14 protein-coding genes, 2 tRNA genes and 2 rRNA genes are annotated in these 20,153 nt (G+C 43.0%); 9 read left to right on the top strand and 9 right to left on the bottom strand.

Annotated elements, in window-relative coordinates; translation table 11 throughout:
• The first annotated feature begins 169 nt into the window (after positions 1-169).
• From PMEL_RS08025 to rrf, 4 genes are all read left to right on the top strand, one after another.
• Positions 170-243 (top strand) — tRNA-Ile (locus PMEL_RS08025).
• 51 nt (positions 244-294) lie between these two features.
• Positions 295-368, top strand: a tRNA-Ala gene (locus PMEL_RS08020).
• A 189-nt stretch (positions 369-557) separates the two neighbouring features.
• Positions 558-3,461 (top strand): 23S ribosomal RNA (locus tag PMEL_RS08015).
• Between the two features lie 293 nt (positions 3,462-3,754).
• A 5S ribosomal RNA gene (rrf, locus tag PMEL_RS08010) occupies positions 3,755-3,867 on the top strand.
• 725 nt (positions 3,868-4,592) lie between these two features.
• Here the strand turns inward: rrf and PMEL_RS08000 are convergent.
• From PMEL_RS08000 to PMEL_RS07975, 6 genes are all read right to left on the bottom strand, one after another.
• On the bottom strand, positions 4,593-5,522 hold the full coding sequence (locus tag PMEL_RS08000; RefSeq protein WP_120174839.1) for a DNA/RNA non-specific endonuclease: 930 nt from the start codon (positions 5,520-5,522) through the stop codon (positions 4,593-4,595).
• Between the two features lie 277 nt (positions 5,523-5,799).
• Positions 5,800-6,051, bottom strand: a complete 252-nt coding sequence (locus PMEL_RS07995) for a type B 50S ribosomal protein L31 (RefSeq protein ID WP_120174838.1) — start codon at positions 6,049-6,051, stop codon at positions 5,800-5,802.
• A gap of 184 nt (positions 6,052-6,235) precedes the next feature.
• On the bottom strand, positions 6,236-7,174 hold the full coding sequence (locus PMEL_RS07990) for an IS30 family transposase (protein WP_120173978.1): 939 nt from the start codon (positions 7,172-7,174) through the stop codon (positions 6,236-6,238).
• Positions 7,175-7,475: 301 nt separating this feature from the next.
• On the bottom strand, positions 7,476-8,822 hold the full coding sequence (locus PMEL_RS07985; RefSeq protein WP_120174837.1) for a choice-of-anchor J domain-containing protein: 1,347 nt from the start codon (positions 8,820-8,822) through the stop codon (positions 7,476-7,478).
• A gap of 23 nt (positions 8,823-8,845) precedes the next feature.
• Positions 8,846-10,081, bottom strand: coding sequence for a DUF5689 domain-containing protein (locus PMEL_RS07980; RefSeq protein WP_120174836.1), 1,236 nt, complete (start codon positions 10,079-10,081; stop codon positions 8,846-8,848).
• Between the two features lie 21 nt (positions 10,082-10,102).
• Positions 10,103-12,682 carry a TonB-dependent receptor gene (locus PMEL_RS07975; RefSeq protein WP_120174835.1) on the bottom strand — a complete coding sequence of 860 codons (2,580 nt, stop codon included), beginning with the start codon at positions 12,680-12,682 and terminating at the stop codon, positions 10,103-10,105.
• A 296-nt stretch (positions 12,683-12,978) separates the two neighbouring features.
• Between PMEL_RS07975 and PMEL_RS07970 the strand changes: the two genes are divergently transcribed.
• From PMEL_RS07970 to PMEL_RS07955, 4 genes are all read left to right on the top strand, one after another.
• Positions 12,979-14,022: an endonuclease/exonuclease/phosphatase family protein gene (locus tag PMEL_RS07970; protein ID WP_120174834.1), complete on the top strand. Its 1,044-nt coding sequence runs from the start codon at positions 12,979-12,981 to the stop codon at positions 14,020-14,022.
• Between the two features lie 57 nt (positions 14,023-14,079).
• On the top strand, positions 14,080-14,664 hold the full coding sequence (locus PMEL_RS07965; protein WP_120174833.1) for a uracil-DNA glycosylase family protein: 585 nt from the start codon (positions 14,080-14,082) through the stop codon (positions 14,662-14,664).
• A gap of 63 nt (positions 14,665-14,727) precedes the next feature.
• Positions 14,728-15,354, top strand: a complete 627-nt coding sequence (gene udk / locus PMEL_RS07960) for a uridine kinase (RefSeq protein WP_120174832.1) — start codon at positions 14,728-14,730, stop codon at positions 15,352-15,354.
• 166 nt (positions 15,355-15,520) lie between these two features.
• Positions 15,521-15,781 carry a hypothetical protein gene (locus PMEL_RS07955; protein WP_006045139.1) on the top strand — a complete coding sequence of 87 codons (261 nt, stop codon included), beginning with the start codon at positions 15,521-15,523 and terminating at the stop codon, positions 15,779-15,781.
• A 144-nt stretch (positions 15,782-15,925) separates the two neighbouring features.
• On the opposite strand, the gene PMEL_RS07950 is transcribed toward PMEL_RS07955, so the two are convergent.
• From PMEL_RS07950 to PMEL_RS07940, 3 genes are read right to left on the bottom strand one after another with little or no spacing between them, the layout of a single operon-like run.
• On the bottom strand, positions 15,926-16,378 hold the full coding sequence (locus tag PMEL_RS07950; RefSeq protein WP_120174831.1) for a DUF4293 domain-containing protein: 453 nt from the start codon (positions 16,376-16,378) through the stop codon (positions 15,926-15,928).
• 3 nt (positions 16,379-16,381) lie between these two features.
• Entirely contained in the window at positions 16,382-16,723 is a 342-nt protein-coding gene (locus PMEL_RS07945) for a DNA-directed RNA polymerase subunit omega (protein ID WP_120174830.1), read from the bottom strand.
• Between the two features lie 34 nt (positions 16,724-16,757).
• Positions 16,758-17,582 carry an outer membrane protein assembly factor BamD gene (locus PMEL_RS07940; RefSeq protein WP_120174829.1) on the bottom strand — a complete coding sequence of 275 codons (825 nt, stop codon included), beginning with the start codon at positions 17,580-17,582 and terminating at the stop codon, positions 16,758-16,760.
• A gap of 149 nt (positions 17,583-17,731) precedes the next feature.
• On the opposite strand from PMEL_RS07940, the gene uvrB reads away from it, so the two are divergent.
• A complete protein-coding gene (gene uvrB / locus PMEL_RS07935) occupies positions 17,732-19,777 on the top strand; it encodes an excinuclease ABC subunit UvrB (RefSeq protein ID WP_120174828.1) in 2,046 nt (681 codons plus the stop codon).
• Positions 19,778-20,153: the final 376 nt, after the last annotated feature.

Genomic DNA, 20,153 nt, shown 5'->3' with positions numbered 1-20,153 from the left:
ATTAGTTATTGAGTTGATACGTATTTAATTATATAAGTTGACAATTTAACGGTACTCAAGATGATATAAAGAACCTTTGGTTCGTTTTTCTTCTTGTACTCACTGATACTGTTTTAGAATAAGAGAAAGGAAGTCTGGCAGTAAAAGCCGCAGTGCTTTCTTCCAACTCAGTCCTATAGCTCAGTTGGTTAGAGCGCCACACTGATAATGTGGAGGTCGGCAGTTCAAGTCTGCCTGGGACTACACATCGGCGTAAGCCAATGTGTGATGGACTTAACTTCTTCTCTATCCCTTGGGGGATTAGCTCAGTTGGCTAGAGCACCTGCTTTGCAAGCAGGGGGTCAACGGTTCGAATCCGTTATTCTCCACTTCGCTGTATTTTACAGCATAAGATCTTTGACATATTGACACAAGCAAGACTGTAATGTAGAACTATTCTTTCTATAATGGGAAGAATTAGTATTCTAATTATTGAAGAAACAACTTCAAATTCTTTAGAATCACACAACAGCTGAAAGTATGAGCTACATTCTCTGTGAGTAATTACAGAGAAGGCGAAGAAAGTAAGAAAGGGCGCATGGCGGATGCCTTGGCTCACGGAGGCGATGAAGGACGTGATAAGCTGCGATAAGCCTTGGGTAGGTGCAAATAACCTTTGATCCAAGGATTTCCGAATGGGACAACCCAGCAGGTTGAAGACCTGTTATCACTACATGTCTGTAGTGAGGCGAACGAAGGGAACTGAAACATCTTAGTACCTTTAGGAAGAGAAAATAAATAATGATTCCCCTAGTAGTGGCGAGCGAACGGGGAAGAGCCCAAACCTGCTTTGTGGCAACGCTTAGCAGGGGTTGTAGGACCACGTTGTCGTACTTAGATTGTGAGAAGAATGTTCTGGAAAGATCAATCATAGAGGGTGATAATCCCGTATTCGAAGCATGACGAGACGTAGTGGTATCCTGAGTAACGCGGAACACGTGTAATTCTGCGCGAATCAGCCGGGACCATCCGGTAAGGCTAAATACTCCCGTGAGACCGATAGTGAACGAGTACTGTGAAGGAAAGGTGAAAAGCACTCCGATGAGGAGAGTGAAATAGTTCCTGAAACCATGCGCCTACAAGCGGTCGGAGCCGCGTAAGCGGTGACGGCGTGCCTTTTGCATAATGAACCTACGAGTTACCATGTCTGGCAAGGATAAGCGTCATGAGACGCGCATCCGCAGTGAAAGCGAGCCTGAATAGGGCGTCAAGTCAGATGGGGTAGACGCGAAACCAAGTGATCTACACTTGCCCAGGTTGAAGTTCGGGTAACACCGAATGGAGGACCGCACGGATAAGCGTTGAAAAGCTTCCCGATGAGGTGAGTGTAGGAGTGAAAGGCCAATCAAACTTGGAGATAGCTCGTACTCCCCGAAAGGCATTTAGGTGCCGCGTGCGACGATCTCCATAAGAGGTAGAGCGACCGATAGGTCAAGAGGGCTTCACCGCCTATCGAGACCTGACGAACTCCGAATGCTTATGGACTGCAGTCGTGCAGTAAGGGGGCGGGTGCTAAGGTCCGTCCCCGAGAGGAGAAGAATCCAGACCGCCGTCTAAGGTCCCGAAATTCTGTCTAAGTTAGTCTAACGAAGTCTGGTCCCCGTGACAGCTAGGATGTTGGCTTGGAAGCAGCCATTCATTCAAAGAGTGCGTAACAGCTCACTAGTCGAGGGTCCGGGCATGGATAATAATCGGGTATAAGTCAGATACCGAAGGCGCGGGATAGTAATGTATATTAAAAGTATCGGTAGGGGAGCATTCCATTAGCGTTGAATGGTGCAGGTAACTAATCCTGGAGCTTATGGAAAAGCAAATGTAGGTATAAGTAACGATAAAAAGGGTGAGATTCCCTTTCGCCGAAAGACCGAGGTTTCCCGGGCGATGCCAATCAGCCCGGGGTTAGTCGGGTCCTAAGTCTCAGCCGAATGGCGATGGCGATGGCAGATGCGGTTAATATTCCGCAACTCGCATATACAGTGATGTGGAGACGGAGCAGTGACACTGCCGCGCCCTGACGGAATAGGGCGTTTAAGTGCGTAGGCTATGAGGAAGGCAGGCAAATCCACCTTCCGAGCTGAACCATGAAAGTACAGGTAATCCTTCGGGATAACTTGAGTGCAGGTAATCATACTTCCGAGAAAATCCGCTAAACTTAATGTATATGCGACCCGTACCGCAAACGGACACACGTGGTCGGGTAGAATATACTAAGGCGTTGAGAGATTCATGGTTAAGGAACTAGGCAAATTGACCCCGTAACTTCGGGATAAGGGGTCCTCATAGCAATATGAGGCGCAGAGAATCGGTCCAGGCAACTGTTTAACAAAAACACAGGGCTGTGCAAACTCGAAAGATGATGTATACAGCCTGACACCTGCCCGGTGCCGGAAGGTTAAGAGGAGATGTCACCAGCAATGGGAAGCATTGAATTGAAGCCCCGGTAAACGGCGGCCGTAACTATAACGGTCCTAAGGTAGCGAAATTCCTTGTCGGGTAAGTTCCGACCTGCACGAATGGTGTAATGATCTGGACGCTGTCTCAACCATGAGCTCAGTGAAATTGTAGTATCGGTGAAGATGCCGATTACCCGCGATGGGACGAAAAGACCCCGTGAACCTTTACTACAGCTTAGCATTGACCTTGGTCATCCGATGTGTAGGATAGGCCGGAGGCTTTGAAGCGGGTGCGCCAGCATTCGTGGAGCCATCCTTGAAATACGGCCCTTTGGCTGTCTGAGGTCTAACGCGCTGTTTGCGCGGACACTGCTTGGTGGGTAGTTTGACTGGGGTGGTCGCCTCCAAAAGCGTAACGGAGGCTTCCAAAGGTGCCCTCGGGCCGATTGGTAACCGGCCTTATAGAGTGCAATGGCATAAGGGCGCTTGACTGGGAGGCAGACATGCCGAGCAGGCAGGAAACTGGGGCATAGTGATCCGGCGGACGTGTATGGAAACTCCGTCGCTCAAAGGATAAAAGGTACTCCGGGGATAACAGGCTGATCCCCCCCAAGAGCTCATATCGACGGGGTGGTTTGGCACCTCGATGTCGGCTCGTCACATCCTGGGGCTGGAGAAGGTCCCAAGGGTTGGGCTGTTCGCCCATTAAAGTGGCACGCGAGCTGGGTTCAGAACGTCGTGAGACAGTTCGGTCTCTATCTATCGTGGGCGTTGGAGTTTTGAGTGGTGCTGACACTAGTACGAGAGGACCGTGTTGGACAGACCTCCGGTTTACCAGTTGTGCCGCCAGGTGCACCGCTGGGTATCTGAGTCTGGATTGGATAAGCGCTGAAAGCATCTAAGTGCGAAGCCAGCCGCAAGATGAGAACTCCTCATAAGGGTCGTCATAGACGATGACGTTGATAGGGTGTAGGTGTAAAGACGGTGACGTCAAAGCCGAGCACTACTAATTGCCCGAAACTTTCTTCGGGTCTCCCGCCTCCAAAGTTTGGAGTGCGGGGACCAGTGACTCAGACTTTGAGCTGTGTATTCTTCTTAAAGTAAGAAGATAGGTTCTATATATGTTTTGCTTGTGGAAATACGTCACCTTATATGGCTGACAAGTCAGTAGACGAGTTGACAAGATAACGAGTAAACAAGTTATTAGTTCTATGGACAATGTTTAACAACGGATCTACTGATAAGAAGACAGAAAGAAGACAAGGATAAAGACAAATAACTAGTCAACTTATCAACTGTGAACTAGTCAACCGAAAGAAATATCAGGTGGTTATTGCGGCGGGGTCCCACCTCTTCCCATTCCGAACAGAGAAGTTAAGCCCGCCTGCGCCGATGGTACTGCAATGCAATGCGGGAGAGTAGGTGGCCGCCTCCTTTTACAAGAGCTCTGAAGAGAAATCTTCGGGGCTCTTTTTTTTGTTGTTGGGTGATGGGGATGGATGATGGTTGTTGAATGTTAGGTGTTGATGATGTGTTGATAGGGGGAAGATATTGTATTGGGCTAATTGGGCTAATTAGGCTAATTGTATTGGGCTAATATAAGGCTAATAAGTCTAATAGGGCTAATACTTTTGTTTATTATCGCTGTTGTGCGTAATAGTGCTAATACTTTAGTTTATTACGGCAACTGGGCCTAATAGTGTTATTGCTTTAATCTAATAAGTTTGTTGTTGGGTGTTGGGCGATGGAGGTTGAATATTAAGTGTTAAGTATTGATGATGTGTTGATAGGGGGAAGATGTTGTATTGAGCTAATAAGTCTAATAAGTCTAATAGGGCTAATATTTTTGTTTATTATGGCTGTTGGGCCTAATAGGGCTAATGCTTTTGTTATTACGGCTGATGAGTTTAATAAGCCTAATTACTTATTGGTTGAGATTAATGGGTTAGATAGGGCTAATCTTGTTATTAGTGGATAGAAGCTTGTCCGAATCTTTTAAGTAGCTTAAATCGGATTTGGGGTGATGTTTTGATGGTTTATTTTATTGGTATGCAAATTTGAGTATTTATATAGAGTCTCATAGGAGAATAAAAGAGCACATTAAGTAAGCTGTAATGGCAATACTTAATGTGCTCTTTTGTTTTCTATAATGTAGTTCTTCTACACTATGTTCCAAGTGAGAATCATTTGGGCTGGAGTTTTCGATTCTACATCATGCTCAATGTTGTCAGGAAGGTTACAGAAGAAGTCGATGCCTGTTTTCTCTTCGAGTTCTTTGATACTGATAATATATGGTTTGAGTGATGTTCCATTGTTGTTTTCGTGTTTGAACCAGAAACCGATAGCTTTGTATTGCCAATCTCCTTGTCCTCTCACTTTGTATTTCATCAGTGCTGCAGAGAAGAAATAAGATGGAACAATAAACTTACTTTTAATGTAGGTGAACTGATCTTGTTTGTCAATTGTACCGCCACGACAGATGAATAATGTATCTTTAGAGCCACTTGTATAGGTGATGTATGTTCTCATTTTTCTCTCCATCAGTTCCCAGATACCAGCGTTGAAGCCGTGCACTTGTGGCTGCATATTACTGAGGTAGAAAGTTTGATCGTTAGATTCTCTGGTGTTCACTCTATCCTGCGAAGGACAGAGGTGTCCGTGGTCGTAGCCAGAACCGCGATAAGGATCGTATGAAAAGAAAGCGTTTGAAGGCCATAGTGGGTCCATAGGATAGAGGTCAGCACTCTGTTGACTTTTTCTCTTTACAGTTTGTTGAGCATTGCTTGCGTAAATCTGATAGCATGTCCAACGGTTAGACATTTTTTCTATGTCCCATTCAACGCTATAATTAATCTCACCACTGCTTAGTTTATGAGTAAGGACAGTACTGTGCCCACCCTTTAGCTTTGGAAACTCCAAGCGGTGCGTTGCTGTACGCAAATCTTTGAGATTTGAGTTTGTGTTATTGGTTATAGTTTCTGCAATTCCTGAATTATTAGAATTATCATCGTCCTTACTACACGATGTGATTGTGCTAACTGTAAGGAGTGTAAACGCCCATACAGCTGTGTATCGTATTATCTTATTCATTCTTTTTCTTTGGATGGCTGACTGTGAAGTTTTAGTTAATTTGAAACAGACGGATTATGCGTAGACATCTAATGTCTGTTCTCCATGTTATCCCCAATCTTAAGCTTTCTATGAAGCTTTCAATTATAGGTTATCCTCTGTTATCTATTTCTTAAATACAATCTGTAGACAGAACAACATTTGTTTCTGTTCTGTTGAATGCAAAAGTGCGAGCAAACGTATATGCAACTACGTTTGTTCGCACTTTGTATGTAATAATGTCGAGGGGTATTATCGATTACTTCTTCAACTTACCGTAACGGCTCATGAAGCGGTCAACGCGACCTGCTGTATCGACAAGCTTACTCTTACCAGTGTAGAATGGGTGAGAGGTGCTTGAGATTTCGACTTTTACCACTGGGTAAGTTTCGCCTTCAAATTCTACAGTCTCTGAACTCTTACATGTAGACTTTGTAAGGAACATATCGCCGTTGGACATATCCTTAAATACGACGGGGCGATAGTTTTCTGGATGAATACCTTGTTTCATTTTATTGTTATCTAATTGTTAATAATATACTTGCTGTAGTCTTTCCTTTAACTAAAAAGGATACAGACACTTTTCAGGGTGCAAAATTACGAATAATTCTGTAGGTAGCCAAATATTTTAAGTTGTTTTTTAGGCTCATTCGTCATTTCGATTGATACCGCAGAGTCAACCAGCAAGTGCAAAATTACAAAACGTGTTTAAAGAACTCGCACTTTGGATTAGAAAAGTTTAATTTTTCTCTTGGTCTTTCGTTCAATTTCTTTTGTATGGACATAATTCTCTTGTCCGTATATTTATCAAACGAATCCTTTTTAGGTATATACTGCCTGATTAATTTGTTTGTATTCTCAACAGTTCCCTTTTGCCATGAACAATATGGGTCAGCGAAGTACACGGGCACTCCTAAGTATTTTGTGATGTCCTTATGTGCTGCAAATTCAGGTCCGTTATCTGTTGTAATTGTCTTCAGGCTGTCTTTGTATGGCAGCAGTAGTTTCCTAACCACCTTTACCAGAGGCTTTGACATTTTTCCAAATGGCAGTTTCTGCATAAACAACATATTGGTGGATTTCTCCACTATTGTGAGTATGGCGTGCTGGGCAGGATCGACGATCAAGTCCATCTCAAAATCTCCGAATCTCTTCCCGTCAACTTCCTTACTTCTTTCATGGATACTCACCCTGTCCTTTATTGGAAGATGTCCGCCTTGGGGACGATGCCTGTATTTCATCTTATGCCTTGTGTGCTCTGCAAGCTTCCCTGTTGTGTCATTGTGGATAATGTTATAGATGGACTGGTGGGAGACCTCTATACTCTCATTTATGCGCAGATACCCTGATATTTGTCTTGGAGACCACTGGTCGTTGATAATATATTCTTTAATTCTCCAAACTAATTCGTCGGAGAGTTTGGCGTTAGTTACCGTGCTCTTTCTGCGCTGCATAGCCATATCATGCGCCTTCGTCCAGATATACTTTCCCGAAGGCGTACTGTTGCGTTTGATTTCACGTGAGAGTGTTGACTGACTAATACCGACGATCTCGGCAATTTCTTTTCTCGCTGTTTTCTTTTGGAGTAAGGCAAAAATTTGCGACCTTTGCTCCGAGATTAATTGATGATACATTTGCAATACAAAGTTAGTTAATCTTTGGGAGACTTCGGTCTCCTTTTTTATTTGTATTGCTGGTTGTTTCTTTTTCCTCTCCGAGAGATGCAGACAACCTCTCGCTACGCGTCGAGAACGTCTGCATCTCTCGGAGAGGGACACTCTTTTATTGCACTTCGTTTTGGAACTTGCATACAACTAAAAATATTTATGGCATAAATTTTTACCCTCTTTATGTTGTCATAAGCCTCCGCACCATTGGTGTTTACCATTCGCACCATTGGTGCGGGGCCTCCGCACGTAGATAAGATAAGGGAATTTACTTAACTTCTACGTCCTTGATTTCCCATGTACCCGCCTTAGTAGCAGTGCTGGTGTAGAGGAAGCCAATGTAAACCGTTGCGTTACCAGCGTAAGCAGAGAGGTTGCATGTAGCATCGATGAAATTCCAGTCAGCACCTGTAGGATAAGCTGAAACTGCAACGTCATGCCATGTTGTACCATCTGTAGACACCTGTACCTTAAACTCGTTAGCTGCATTCGCAAAGAACTTAGCTGCATGCTTGAAAGAAAGGGTTGCAGAAGTCTTACCTGCGAGACTGAAAGCAGGAGATGTAAGACGGCTCTCAGTAGCATAGTTGTTAGGCTTCTTAAACGCAGACGCCTTCATATACTTGTTAGTAGCATCATGCTTCCATACAAAGGTAAGGTCAGAAGGGAGCGTGATATTGTTGATAGTGAAGTTATCCATACCAGCCTCGAACTTAGCAGTAAGACCAGTAGCAGTAGGCTGAGTAGTTGCAGAGTTGCTGATAGAGATAATCTTGTTATCCTTATCAATCTCCATGATTACTGTGCCCTGCTTGTTTGTGAACGCCTTCAGATTACCCTTCACAACCACAGTCTGGCCAGCCTGAAGATCAGTCTTTGCAGCGAAGTCAGTACCATTGAGGCCCTTACCAGAGAATACTTGGAGTGTCTTGTCTGTACCATTATCAGAGATATAGTAAGTGATGCTCTTATACTTCTCATTATAAGAAACCACCTCAGAGATGATACCCTTTACGTATGCCTCTCCCGTAGCAGTCTGGTTAGCCTGAATCTTCTGTACAGCTTCCGCAACAGTCCATGCAGTAGCCTCAGTGTTCAAGTCAGCTGTTGGTGTTGGCTGAGCAGCCTTATTACCATTGAGTGAGTAGATATAGTTGCCCTGAGTGAACTCCTTAGTACCCTTGAAGTTTACAAGTTTACCATATACAACAACCTTATCGCCAGCGTTAAGTTTATCATTCGCAGTGAACTTTTTGTTACCAAGCGCATAGCCACGATATACAGTCAACTGTCCGTTAGTTGTTCCGTCGTCAGAGATAAGATAAGTAGCATTACCATAGTTGGCAGCATCAATCTCCTTAACGCTAACGATAGTACCAGAAACATATACCTCCTTATCAAGGTTCTGACTAGCATCAATGTACTTCAACGCTGCAGCAACATTGAATGGGTCAGCCTCTGTACCAGTTCCCGTAGCAGGAGTGGTAGGAGTGTTAGTGTTGGTATTGGTGTTCTCTTCAAAAGTAACACTGTATGGAGCTGGAACATCCTCACAGCTTGTGAAGACAGTTGTTGTCATCGCCAGCGCCATCATTGAATAAATAATCTTTTTCATATTCTGTATAGTTATTTGTCTTGTTAATTAATTGAGATAATCTTGCTATTACGTCCAACCTGTGGAGTTGAAGTTGTCTCGTAGAAATCCAAGGTGCCAAGGATAAGAACCTTCTTTCCTACACTAATTTGTGAAGGGTCAGTGAACTTATCACCATTCAAGTACAAGCCACGGAATACCTGCAATTGGTCAGTTGTTGTACCATCGTTAGAGAGGTAGTAACGAGCATTACCATACTGAGTTGAAACCTCATCAATCTGTGAGATTGTACCCTTGATATAGTAGGTAGTCGCGTCCTTCTTGTTCAACTTAGCGTATGCCAAAGCACGTGTGATATCCAATGGGTTAGCCTGTGTGCCATCACCCTTACCAGGGAGACCCTTGAATGGATCAACCTTCTCAGCAGGTTTGATGTCATCAAGAGAACGGATGATAATCTCCCACTGGTTGTTGAAACGTTTGAAGATACCAACGATGTCAACCTTACCAGTCGGAACCTTACTATTAGCGAATTTAGCAAAGTTACTGTTGTACACAATAACCTTCTTGCCATCCTGCTCGTTCAAAGTCCAACTAACGCTACCCGCACCACCATTAGCATCTGCGAAGGTATCAGTAACCTTGCTGCTATTGCTGCTCTTGAAGCTTACGTTACGAATAATACCCAGCTTACCGCCATCAGTATCGAGGTCCCAAGTTGTTGCGTTAGTACCAGAAGCAAACTCAGTAGGTTCAACCTTGTTGCCTGTAGAAAGAATCTTATAGTGCTGATCCCAAACAGCACGGCTGATACGACCAATAGTAGTTGCGCCAGCAGCATTCACAGAAGTAACACCAATCTGTGCCTGCTTACCATAGTTGCCAACGTAAAGGTCCTTCAGACTTACCAAGACTTCTGTACCGATAGGCAAAGGACCATGCTGTCCACCCTGTGCAACACTAACGATAATAGCCCCTGTTGCGTCTTGTAAAGCTATCTCCTGATAGATGTTACCAGCAACGTCAGAACTTGTAACGATAGCCTTTATCTTGATATCGTCTGTAACCTTAGCATAGCTGACGCCATCACGGTAGTCAGTAGCGATATAGTTAGCAAACTTACTCTTCAGTTGAGCAATAGAAATGACATTTGTTTCGGTCAGTTCATTGTTGCCGTATGGCGCAGCACCTGTTTCAGCTGGCTCTGCGTAACTATCACCCATACAAGATGCAAAGAGTGCGCAGACAGCTGCCATCATTAAATATTTCAGTTTCTTCATAATCGTTTCCTGTATTTAGTTTTAGAATTTGTAAGCTACATTCAACATACCATTGATACCATTCACGTAATACTTCTTAGGATTGCGATAGAAGTCGTAAGCACGAGTTGTAGCAGCTCCAGTCGTCTTGTTGACGGTGTAGTTGCTGCGGCCCTGCTCATAACCACCACTTACAATCTTCTGATTGTTCAGTAAGTTGGTAATCATCAAGTTGATTGACAAACTTCCATGGCGGAGGTAAAGGCTCTTACCGATAGATGCATCGAGCATAAAGCCACCATGTCCCTCAGTCTGTGCGTAAGGAGTATAGTTGCCATTAGCATCCATGCCGCCAAGCGCAGTACCCATTGTGCGGAGTGTGTTGCCATAACGGAGGCTTGGTGCGTAAGAGAGGTAGATACGATCATAGTAGTTACCGCTCAAATCGATGAACCAACCACCCTTGTGATAACTGAGGATTGCACTGTAAACACTCAGCGGAGTGCTTGCCTCGTGCATATTCTTATTGTAAACAATATCCTTGTTATAAGTGCTCTTTGTAGAGTTCAAGTAGATAACATCAGCATTGTTAGCATTCTTAGCCTCGCTCCAAGTACCAAGAGCCTTGAAGTTAAGGAAGCTTGTGAGTTTGAAATCAAGTCCCAACTCAATGCCGTAGTAATTCTTCTTCATGTTAGTCATGCTAACGTATGTGAAAGAGTTAGCATCATCAAAGTAGAAGTTCTGCCACTCTGTGACGTTTGTCATGTGGTTGTAGTAGCCACTGAGATTAGCACGGAGCCAACTGCCAGAGTACTGATAGCTAAGTTCGCTTGAGAAGATACGTTCATTGTGGAGGTTGAGAACGAAGTCGTTGTTCATCTCAGGTGCTGAGAAAGCAGTGTTTGCACTTGGTGCGCGATGCTCATACCCCAAACCGAGAGAGAGTGCATTGCCCCCACCAAGCGTAACGGTAGCATTAGACTTCACACCACCTGTGAGGAAGTTTGCATCTTTGCCTTTACCAGCAGAGTTGTCTGCAAACATACCATTGCGCATGTGACCTACACGATACATGTTGTCATAACCAACTTTACCAGCTACCATATAGTAGAGTTTGCCAATAGTTTGCGCATAGTTAGCCCAAAGCTTAGCACGGCGTACGTTGATATTATAGTCATAACCAAATCTATCGCCCTCATAGACAAGCTTACCTAAGCCCTGAGTTCCCATAGTATTAAGGTCATACTGAACACGTGGGTCAGCTGCAGCGTAGGTTCCGAGGGCATAAGTATTGATATTATGGAAGCTCTTTGCACCCAAGAGATCCTCCATTGTCTGGTAATGACGAGCTAAAGTCTGACCGAGTGAAAGGCCAACATTGAGCACTTTGTTCTTACCAAAACGGTTTGTAAGTGTAGAAGAAAGTGCGGTTGTCATAGCATCATTGTGCTTAGCCTGCACGTAGTAAAGTGCATCCTCACCGTTGGCTGCAGCCTGGCGGTTAGCATAGTAAAGTCGATCCCACTGAATCTGGCGGTTCTCTTTGTTGCCCCACCAGTTGACAGCTGTCTGCCAATCAGAGAAGGTCTGTGCTGTGCGGTAGCGTGCATTGCTCTGATCCCACACGTCATAGTAGCTACTTGGAAGGTTCTTCCAGTAGTCAGGCTGTGGGTTCTCGCTGTTGTTATAGTTCAGCTTTGTGCTCTTATACATAGAATACTGAGCAAAAAGACTTGTTGTCAACTTCATCTTCTTGTTGATGTCCCAATCCCAAGAGAGGATGGCAGAAGGTGCGAAGTCGTTAACAACGCGGCTATTGCGCTTGTGACCATTCTGATACCCCCAATAAGGGTTGTACTGATAGTCATTAGCAAGCCAGTAAGCCTCGTCAGTACTTGCGCCCTGTGTAGAACGCTCAGTTGGATTGCCCCATGTAGACAAAGATAAAGAATGCCCATTGTTCCACTTCTTCTGAACACCGAAGTAGTAAGACAATGAGTTATAGAAAGTACCTTCAACGTAACCACGGTTAGCCCAACGATAAGCAACGCTGGCAGCAATAGCCCAGCCCTTAGCGTTGAATCCACTCGCATAGTTGTACATACCACGGAGGGTATAGTTGCGGTTAGCAGCAGAAAGCGTGAGACGATGACCGCCAGCCATTGAACCAGCACGGAAATCATAGTTGTTACTTCCAGCCAAGGCCGTCATTGAGAAGTTGTTGTTCTCAAAAGGAAGTGCATAGTCAACGTTACGTGTCTGCTGATTGATACCACCTACCATAGAATAACGGAACTGTCCACTTTCCATGTCGTTCATAGGTGTACCATTGATATAAACGTCGTTATATTTCTGGTTCAGAGCACGGTAACGGAAACGCATGGGCGAATACAAGAAACCCACTTGTGAAGCATAGACGTTACTGTTTGAGTTGAGAATCGTTACATTTTCGTTCATGTCATTGTTCTCACCTAACTGCGCTTCAGTGAAGGTGAACGCCGATTCATCCATAGCGTTGGCCGTCTGCACCTGCTGGTTCGTCTTTGTGTCGGTGTTTTGTGCGACTACCATAGACGAACTACATAGTGCTAAAACGGCAAGTTTCAGCTTTTTCTGCATAGTTGATTACATTAAATAGGTGTTATACTATAGACTGCAAAGTAACGAAATTAATTTGGAAATAGAAAGTCTTTTTGATGAATTTTTCGAGAATTATGCGTAAATGTCGGATTAATTACCGATATTTGCAAACTAAATGTGACTGTGTTTCTGGATTCAGTTTTAGGCATTGTGTGTCTATATTTAATAGACAAGTGATGCCTGTTTATACTCTTGCTTTTGTATTGTTGCTGATTTCCAGAATAATAGATGTCTTCGTTTAGATGCTCAGATAAAAAACAACAACATAAAAAATAATGAGAAAGTTACTATTAGTTCTTTTCTGTACCGTGCTTTTCGGTACGTCAGTATCTGCCCAGAAGAAGTTTTCTGTTTACGCTATAGGCTTCTATAATGTGGAGAACTTGTTTGATACAACACATGATGAAGGAAAAAATGACCACGATTTCACACCGACTGGTAGTTATCAGTGGAACGAGATGAAGTATAGTCATAAGTTGCACAATATGGCAACGGTGTTGGCAGAAATGGGTACAGATGTCCTTCCAAATGTTGGTTGTGCGGTTATTGGCTTGGCTGAGGTTGAGAACGACCACGCAATGCGTGACCTTACAGCGCAGCCAGAGTTGGCAGCACGTGGCTATAAGTATGTTCACATTGAAGGTCCAGACCGTCGTGGCATTGACTGTGCTTTGATTTATAATCCAAAGCTCTTTACGGTAAGAGATACAAAGTTAGTGCCTTATGTTTATGATCTTCCTAAAGATAGTACTCATGCGACGCGTGGCTTTCTAACAGTAAGCGGTACATTGGCAGGTGAACACGTGACTATTGTTGTATGCCATTTGCCAAGTCGTGGTGCTGGTTCTTACTATCGTGAGTTAGGTGGTAAGCAGGTAAAGGCATTGAAGGACTCACTTCTTCGTGACGATCCAAAGGTGAAGGTGCTTGTGATGGGTGACATGAATGATGATCCAACCAATAAGAGTATGTATGAGTGTCTGTCTGCAAAGGGCGAAATCAATGAGGTTGGAGCAGATGATATGTACAATCCTTGGTATAATGTCCTTGTAAAGGAGGGAACAGGAACCTTGCAGTATCAGGGTAAGTGGAATCTCTTCGATCAGATTATTATGACTCCAAACTTATTGAATAAGGATGGTAAAAAAGACTTCTCAGAGTTGAAGTTCTGGAAGAATCAAATCTTCCGTCGCGATTATCTCTTCCAGGAGTCAGGTAAGTATAAGGGTAATACTAAGCGTACTACTGCTGGTGGTGTGTGGCTTGATGGTTATTCAGACCACTTACCAGTTGTAACTTACTTTGCTAAGCAGCAATAAAGATTATTAGGCTTATTAGGCTTATTAGCCCAATAAGCCCAATTTGATAATAAAACAATGGAAATAGAAACTCATCCTTTTGAACCATGGCTCCCATCGAATGCCAAGCTATTGCTGTTAGGAACTTTTCCACCAGCTCCTAAGCGATGGTGTATGGAGTGGTATTATCCTAATTACACGAATGATATGTGGCGCATCTTCGGTCATATCTTCTTCGGTGATAAGTTCTATTTTGTAGATGAGGAAAAGAAGACCTATAAACTCGATTTGCTCAAGCCTTTTTTGAAAGAGAAGGGAATAGCTATCTTCGATACTGCCTTGCGTATCTATCGTACAACAGGTACGGCGTCTGATAAAGACTTAGAAATCATTGAGCGTGCTGACCTTGATGGTATGCTTCGTTCATTACCAGAATGTAAGGCAGTGTTAGCTGCAGGTCAGTTAGCAACAAAGGTCTTTACAGAACATTATGGTATTGATGCACGTAAGATGAAGATGGGTGATTACAAAGAGTTTTGCTTTGAGAATCGCACACTACGCCTTTACCGTGAGCCAAGTAGTAGTCGTGCTTATCCGATGAAAGTCGAGAAGAAGGCTGAGTATTACGAAAGGATGTTTAGGGATTTAGGGATATTAGGCTAATTAGGCTAATAAGCCTAATTGGGCAAATAAGCCCAATAATAAGAATAATAAAAATCAACTAAGATGAAGGATAAAGTAACAATCATAGGAATAGCTGGTGGTACCGGTTCGGGAAAGACCACCGTAGTGAAGAAAATCGTAGAGAGTCTTCCTCCTCATTATGTGGCTGTTGTGCCATTGGATTCTTATTATAATGACACAACAGGGCTTACCGATGAAGAGCGCAAGGCAATCAACTTTGATCATCCAGATGCCTTCGATTGGAAACTGTTGATTAAGCAGGTGAATGAATTGCGTGAGGGAAATGCTGTTGAACAGCCAACTTATAGTTATATTCTCAGCAATCGCTTGCCAGAGACCATTCACGTAGAACCAAAGCCTGTAATTATCGTTGAGGGTATTATGGCATTGAGCAATAGACGTCTACGTGAGATGATGGATCTCAAAATCTTTGTTGACTGTGATTCTGATGAGCGCCTTATCCGCAATATCCAGCGTGATACGATAGACCGTGGTCGTACTGTATCAATGGTTGTAGACCGCTATTTGGAAGTGTTGAAACCAATGCACGAGCAGTTTATTGAGCCAACCAAGCGTTATGCAAATGTGATTATCCCACAGGGAGGCGATAATGTAAAGGGTATTAATATCCTCTGTAAGTATATTGAAGGCTTAATACCAAAGGATTAAGGATAAGTAAAGACAGGTGATTGCCTGTCTTTTTTATTGAGGATATTAGGCTAATTGGCCCAATTAGGCTAATAAGCCTAATAATAAAAAAGCGACAGCATCAAAGGTAAACCTGGAAAGATGATGGTTGATCAAAATTATCATGTTTTCATAACCGAATAATAGAATGAAAAAAGTCACATTAAATGTTCCGAATTATTCCCCTGATACCGGAGTGGCACTCAATTGGGAAGGTAATTTCACAATTAAGGTCTCCGATATAAATGGGAGCGTCTCAATTGAGGCTAATACCGAGGGATTAGTTTCTTTAGCAAATCACTTGCTAAATTTATCCCAATCATCGGTTCCTATAGGAACTCATCTTCATCTTGATGAGTACAACTCTCTTGAAGAAGGATCTTTAGATTTAATAATCGAAAAGATTTGATTCCATAAGTCTGTTTATGGGTCTGACAATACAATCCATAAACAGATTTATTGTTAAATCAAAATCTGTTTACCTTTCCTATACTTATACTATATATAGAATCTATCCCTTAATGCTGTTGCTTTTATATTGGAATCTTTTGTTTTATCTAATTCTATCTGCTGCTCTTACCAAGGCTTCATCAGCAAGGATAGAGTGGCGTGCAAGCCACAAGAGGATGAAAGCTACGAGTGGAAGACAGGCTGCAAACTCAATGTGGAAATTGAAACCAGTCATCAACACTTGGCTAAACACACCATAAACCACGTACCAACCAATAATCATCAGCATGGAGAAAGCACAGAAACGAGCCTGACGCTTGCGGTTATGGTAGTCGAAGATGGCGAAGAGGTTAATTGGGCAGGTTGTTAAGAGAATAGCAAACAATGCCCATACATTAAAGTCCTTACCACCATTTGCATCGCTTATCCAGAGATTCATTAACATACTCTCCGCACCCATACCCTTTGGTTCAAAGCTACCTACAGGCAGACAAAGACACGCAATGGTAGTAAGCAATGCAAGAAACAAGAATACAGTTTGTTTTCTCTGTATCATAGTTTAATCTTCTTCCTCGTTCAGAGCATCCTTAGAAGGATCGCGCCAGTAAACGTCGCCATCCAAGAACTCCTGAGTAGCTAACAAAGTTGGCTTTGGCAGTTTCTCGTAATAACGGCTAATTTCAATCTGCTCACGGTTCTCGAATACCTCGTCAAGAGAATCGTTATAAGAAGCAAACTCAGCAAGTTTCTTACTCAAGTCCTGCTTAATTTCAACCGAGATTTGGTTTGCTCTCTTTGCTATGATAGCAACACTCTCATAGATGTTACCAGTATCTTTCCAAAGTTCCTGAACATCTCGGGTTACCGTATTTGACGGTGCTTTTGACTTCTTGTAATCCATTCTAATTGTCTATATTTTATAAGTCTGTTATTCTTTAATCTTTTGTATATTGCTTACACTTCTTGATATATTCCTCAGCTGTCTTGCGTTCCTTTGACTCTGGGTACTCGTTGATAAATCCGTAGCACTCGTCTTCAGCATCTTGGAAACGTTGTACTTTCTTTTCCTCAACACTCATTTGAGCTAATTCAAATTTGCTCTTCATAAGGAGGATTGCGAAGCTCTCGCGTAAGTCGCTATAAGGATAATCGTTCAGAGCGTTCTGTGATGTGACGATACAAGCCTCGTAGTTGTTACCACCGCTGGTGCAGTTACCAAAGTAAGAGCCGAGATTATAGTACAACTTTGCATTAAGATATTCCTTGCGGACAAGTTTATCCTGCAAAGCAAAGAGGCGTTGCTGAGCAGTTTCTTTCATCTTACCATTTGGGAAGATGTCCAAATACTCTTGGAAAGCTGCGATGGCTGCAACGGTAGGAGTCTGGTCAAGACGTGGTTCTGGTGTGCCTTCATAAAGGCTCTGTCCGATATAGAACGATGCCATTTCAGCATACTGGCCACGTGGATAAGTCTGGTAATACTTCTTGAATGTTTCTGAAGCAGCTTGATAATCTTTCAAGCCATACTCTGCCATTGCGAGCATATAGAGACATTCTTGTGCGTTATCAGTACCTTTTTCGATTGTCACAAGGTCTTGCAAAAGGGGAACGGCAAAGCCATACTTTCCCTTTGCAAAGCATTCCTTTGCAAATTCGTATTTATAATCGTTGTTAGTTGTCTTGTAGACTTGATTATATTCGTGTGCGCAACTTGTCAATAGCAAAATAGCGCAAATGCCAACGATAATTCTTTTCTTCATAATTTGACTTTGAACTGCAAAGTTACATATTATTCTATAAATACGCAAAGGAGGTCCGCTTTTTTAGCAAAAAATCACTATTAATTATATACTATCAGTGCTTTTTTGTATCTTTGCAATCAAAGATTGATTCACTTGACGTGTAGAAAATGGATTTCAAATTAACATCGAAATATAAACCGACGGGTGACCAGCCAGAGGCAATCAGAGAACTTACGGACGGACTGGAGCGTGGCGATAAGAGTCAGGTACTGTTGGGTGTGACGGGTTCGGGTAAGACGTTTACTGTTGCTAATGTAATTGCAAATGTCAATAAACCCACACTTATCTTGTCGCATAACAAGACTTTGGCAGCACAGCTTTATGAGGAGATGAAGGCTTTCTTTCCTGATAACGCCGTGGAGTATTATGTCTCTTATTATGACTATTATCAGCCAGAGGCTTACATGCCTGTGACGGATACCTATATAGAGAAAGATCTTGCGATTAATGACGAGATTGATAAGTTGCGTTTGTCGGCTGTATCTTCTTTGTTGTCAGGTCGTAAGGATGTTATTGTTGTGTCTTCCGTTTCGTGTATCTATGGTATGGGAGCGCCAATAGCCATGAAGGAAAATGTCATTTCTATCAAGAAGGGTCAAGTCATTGATCGTAATGATTTTTTAAGACGCTTGGTTGATGCGCTTTATATGCGTAATGACATCGAGTTGCAGCGTGGAAACTTCCGTGTGAAGGGCGATACGGTGGATATTGCAATGGCTTATAACGACAATGTCCTGCGCATTACGTGGTGGGATGATGAGATAGACTCGATAGAAGAGGTGGATGCTGTTGATTTCCATCGCCTTGCTACCTTCGATGCTTACGAGATTTACCCAGCCAATCTCTTTGTTACGTCAAAGGAGCAGACCGAAGGAGCCATTCGTCAGATACAAGATGACTTGGTGAAGCAGGTTGATTTCTTCACCGAGATAGGGGACAATATTAAGGCGCAACGCATCAAGGAACGTGTGGAGTATGACATTGAGATGATTAAGGAACTCGGTCATTGCTCTGGTATTGAGAACTATTCACGCTACTTCGATGGTAGAGAGGCGGGAATGCGTCCTTACTGTTTGTTAGACTTTTTCCCAGAAGATTACTTGATGGTGATTGATGAGAGCCATGTGAGTGTACCGCAGATTTCAGCGATGTATGGTGGCGACCGTGCCCGAAAGAAAAATCTTGTGGAATATGGTTTCCGACTTCCTGCAGCCTTTGACAACCGTCCGCTTCGTTTCGAGGAGTTTCATGATTTGATACATCAGATTATCTATGTTTCGGCAACCCCAGCTGACTTTGAGTTGGCTGAATCAGAAGGTGTTGTCGTTGAACAACTTATCCGTCCTACTGGTTTGCTCGACCCAGAGATAGAGGTGCGCCCATCGGAGAATCAGATTGACGACTTGATGAACGAGATTGTAATCCGTGCAGAGAAGGAAGAGCGTGTGTTAGTGACGACGTTGACCAAACGAATGGCAGAGGAGTTGACCGAGTACTTGCTGAATCACGATATCCGTACGGCTTATATCCATAGTGATGTTGCCAGCCTTGATCGTATCAAGATTATCAACGACCTCCGTGCGGGTATCTATGATGTTCTTGTGGGTGTCAATCTTTTGCGTGAGGGATTGGACTTGCCAGAGGTTTCTTTGGTTGCTATCCTCGATGCTGATAAAGAAGGTTTCCTTCGTAGTCATAGAAGTTTGACACAGACGGCAGGACGTGCGGCGCGTAACGTGAATGGAAAGGTGATTATGTATGCCGATAACATCACAGAGAGTATGCAGCGAACCATTGATGAAACGATGCGAAGACGTACGAAACAGTTGAAATACAACGAGAAAAACAATATTACACCAACTCAGATTATCAAAGCGATTAAGGGAACACTGCCAGTGGGTGGTGAGTCGAACCTTACCGCACAGACGGCTTCTATCAATCGGAATGTCGGACAGGCATACGTTGAACCAAACAATGGTGTTCTCTTTGCTGCTGACCCAATTGTTGCGAAGATGAGCAAGGCGCAGTTGGAGAAGAGTATTGCCAATACAACTATCCTTATGAAGCAGGCAGCAAAAGACCTTGACTTCCTGCAGGCAGCACAGTATCGTGATGAGATAATACGTTTGCAGAAGGAGTTGGAGGGGAAATAGGGAGACATGATTTTAATTCATAATTATGATTACTGATGTCTGAAAGGAAAGTATAGAGTTTAATATACAAAATTCAATGTAGAGATTTTTTACACGGAGAATTTCGTGAATATGGAGGTTGTGATGATATTATAAAGTTACTCTGTGCGTTGATAGTTTGGGAGTTGTTCTTACATAGGTAGCATACTTTTCCGGTATCCTTCTATGTGCTATATACTTACCGTATTTCTGGTCTCTACGTATTTTAATGATCCGCAAAAATCTGTTTGCTCTGTTCCTAAGTGAGTTTTCTTTTGTTCAATATATAAAAAAAATACCGTATGAGATGATGTTTTCGTATTTTATTGTTACCTTTGTCATGTTATATAGAATCTGT

Origin of the sequence: Prevotella melaninogenica, assembly GCF_003609775.1 — a bacterium.
Taxonomy (GTDB): Bacteria; Bacteroidota; Bacteroidia; order Bacteroidales; family Bacteroidaceae; genus Prevotella; species Prevotella melaninogenica_A.
Note: the sequence above shows the minus strand (reverse complement) of the source record. Positions and strands in the feature narration are given on the sequence as shown.

Coding starts and splice junctions, on each gene's coding strand:
- PMEL_RS08000 (WP_120174839.1), bottom strand. CDS start 5,522: ATGAATAAGATAATACGATACACAGCTGTATGGGCGTTTACACTCCTT.
- PMEL_RS07995 (WP_120174838.1), bottom strand. CDS start 6,051: ATGAAACAAGGTATTCATCCAGAAAACTATCGCCCCGTCGTATTTAAG.
- PMEL_RS07990 (WP_120173978.1), bottom strand. CDS start 7,174: ATGTATCATCAATTAATCTCGGAGCAAAGGTCGCAAATTTTTGCCTTA.
- PMEL_RS07985 (WP_120174837.1), bottom strand. CDS start 8,822: ATGAAAAAGATTATTTATTCAATGATGGCGCTGGCGATGACAACAACT.
- PMEL_RS07980 (WP_120174836.1), bottom strand. CDS start 10,081: ATGAAGAAACTGAAATATTTAATGATGGCAGCTGTCTGCGCACTCTTT.
- PMEL_RS07975 (WP_120174835.1), bottom strand. CDS start 12,682: ATGCAGAAAAAGCTGAAACTTGCCGTTTTAGCACTATGTAGTTCGTCT.
- PMEL_RS07970 (WP_120174834.1), top strand. CDS start 12,979: ATGAGAAAGTTACTATTAGTTCTTTTCTGTACCGTGCTTTTCGGTACG.
- PMEL_RS07965 (WP_120174833.1), top strand. CDS start 14,080: ATGGAAATAGAAACTCATCCTTTTGAACCATGGCTCCCATCGAATGCC.
- udk (WP_120174832.1), top strand. CDS start 14,728: ATGAAGGATAAAGTAACAATCATAGGAATAGCTGGTGGTACCGGTTCG.
- PMEL_RS07955 (WP_006045139.1), top strand. CDS start 15,521: ATGAAAAAAGTCACATTAAATGTTCCGAATTATTCCCCTGATACCGGA.
- PMEL_RS07950 (WP_120174831.1), bottom strand. CDS start 16,378: ATGATACAGAGAAAACAAACTGTATTCTTGTTTCTTGCATTGCTTACT.
- PMEL_RS07945 (WP_120174830.1), bottom strand. CDS start 16,723: ATGGATTACAAGAAGTCAAAAGCACCGTCAAATACGGTAACCCGAGAT.
- PMEL_RS07940 (WP_120174829.1), bottom strand. CDS start 17,582: ATGAAGAAAAGAATTATCGTTGGCATTTGCGCTATTTTGCTATTGACA.
- uvrB (WP_120174828.1), top strand. CDS start 17,732: ATGGATTTCAAATTAACATCGAAATATAAACCGACGGGTGACCAGCCA.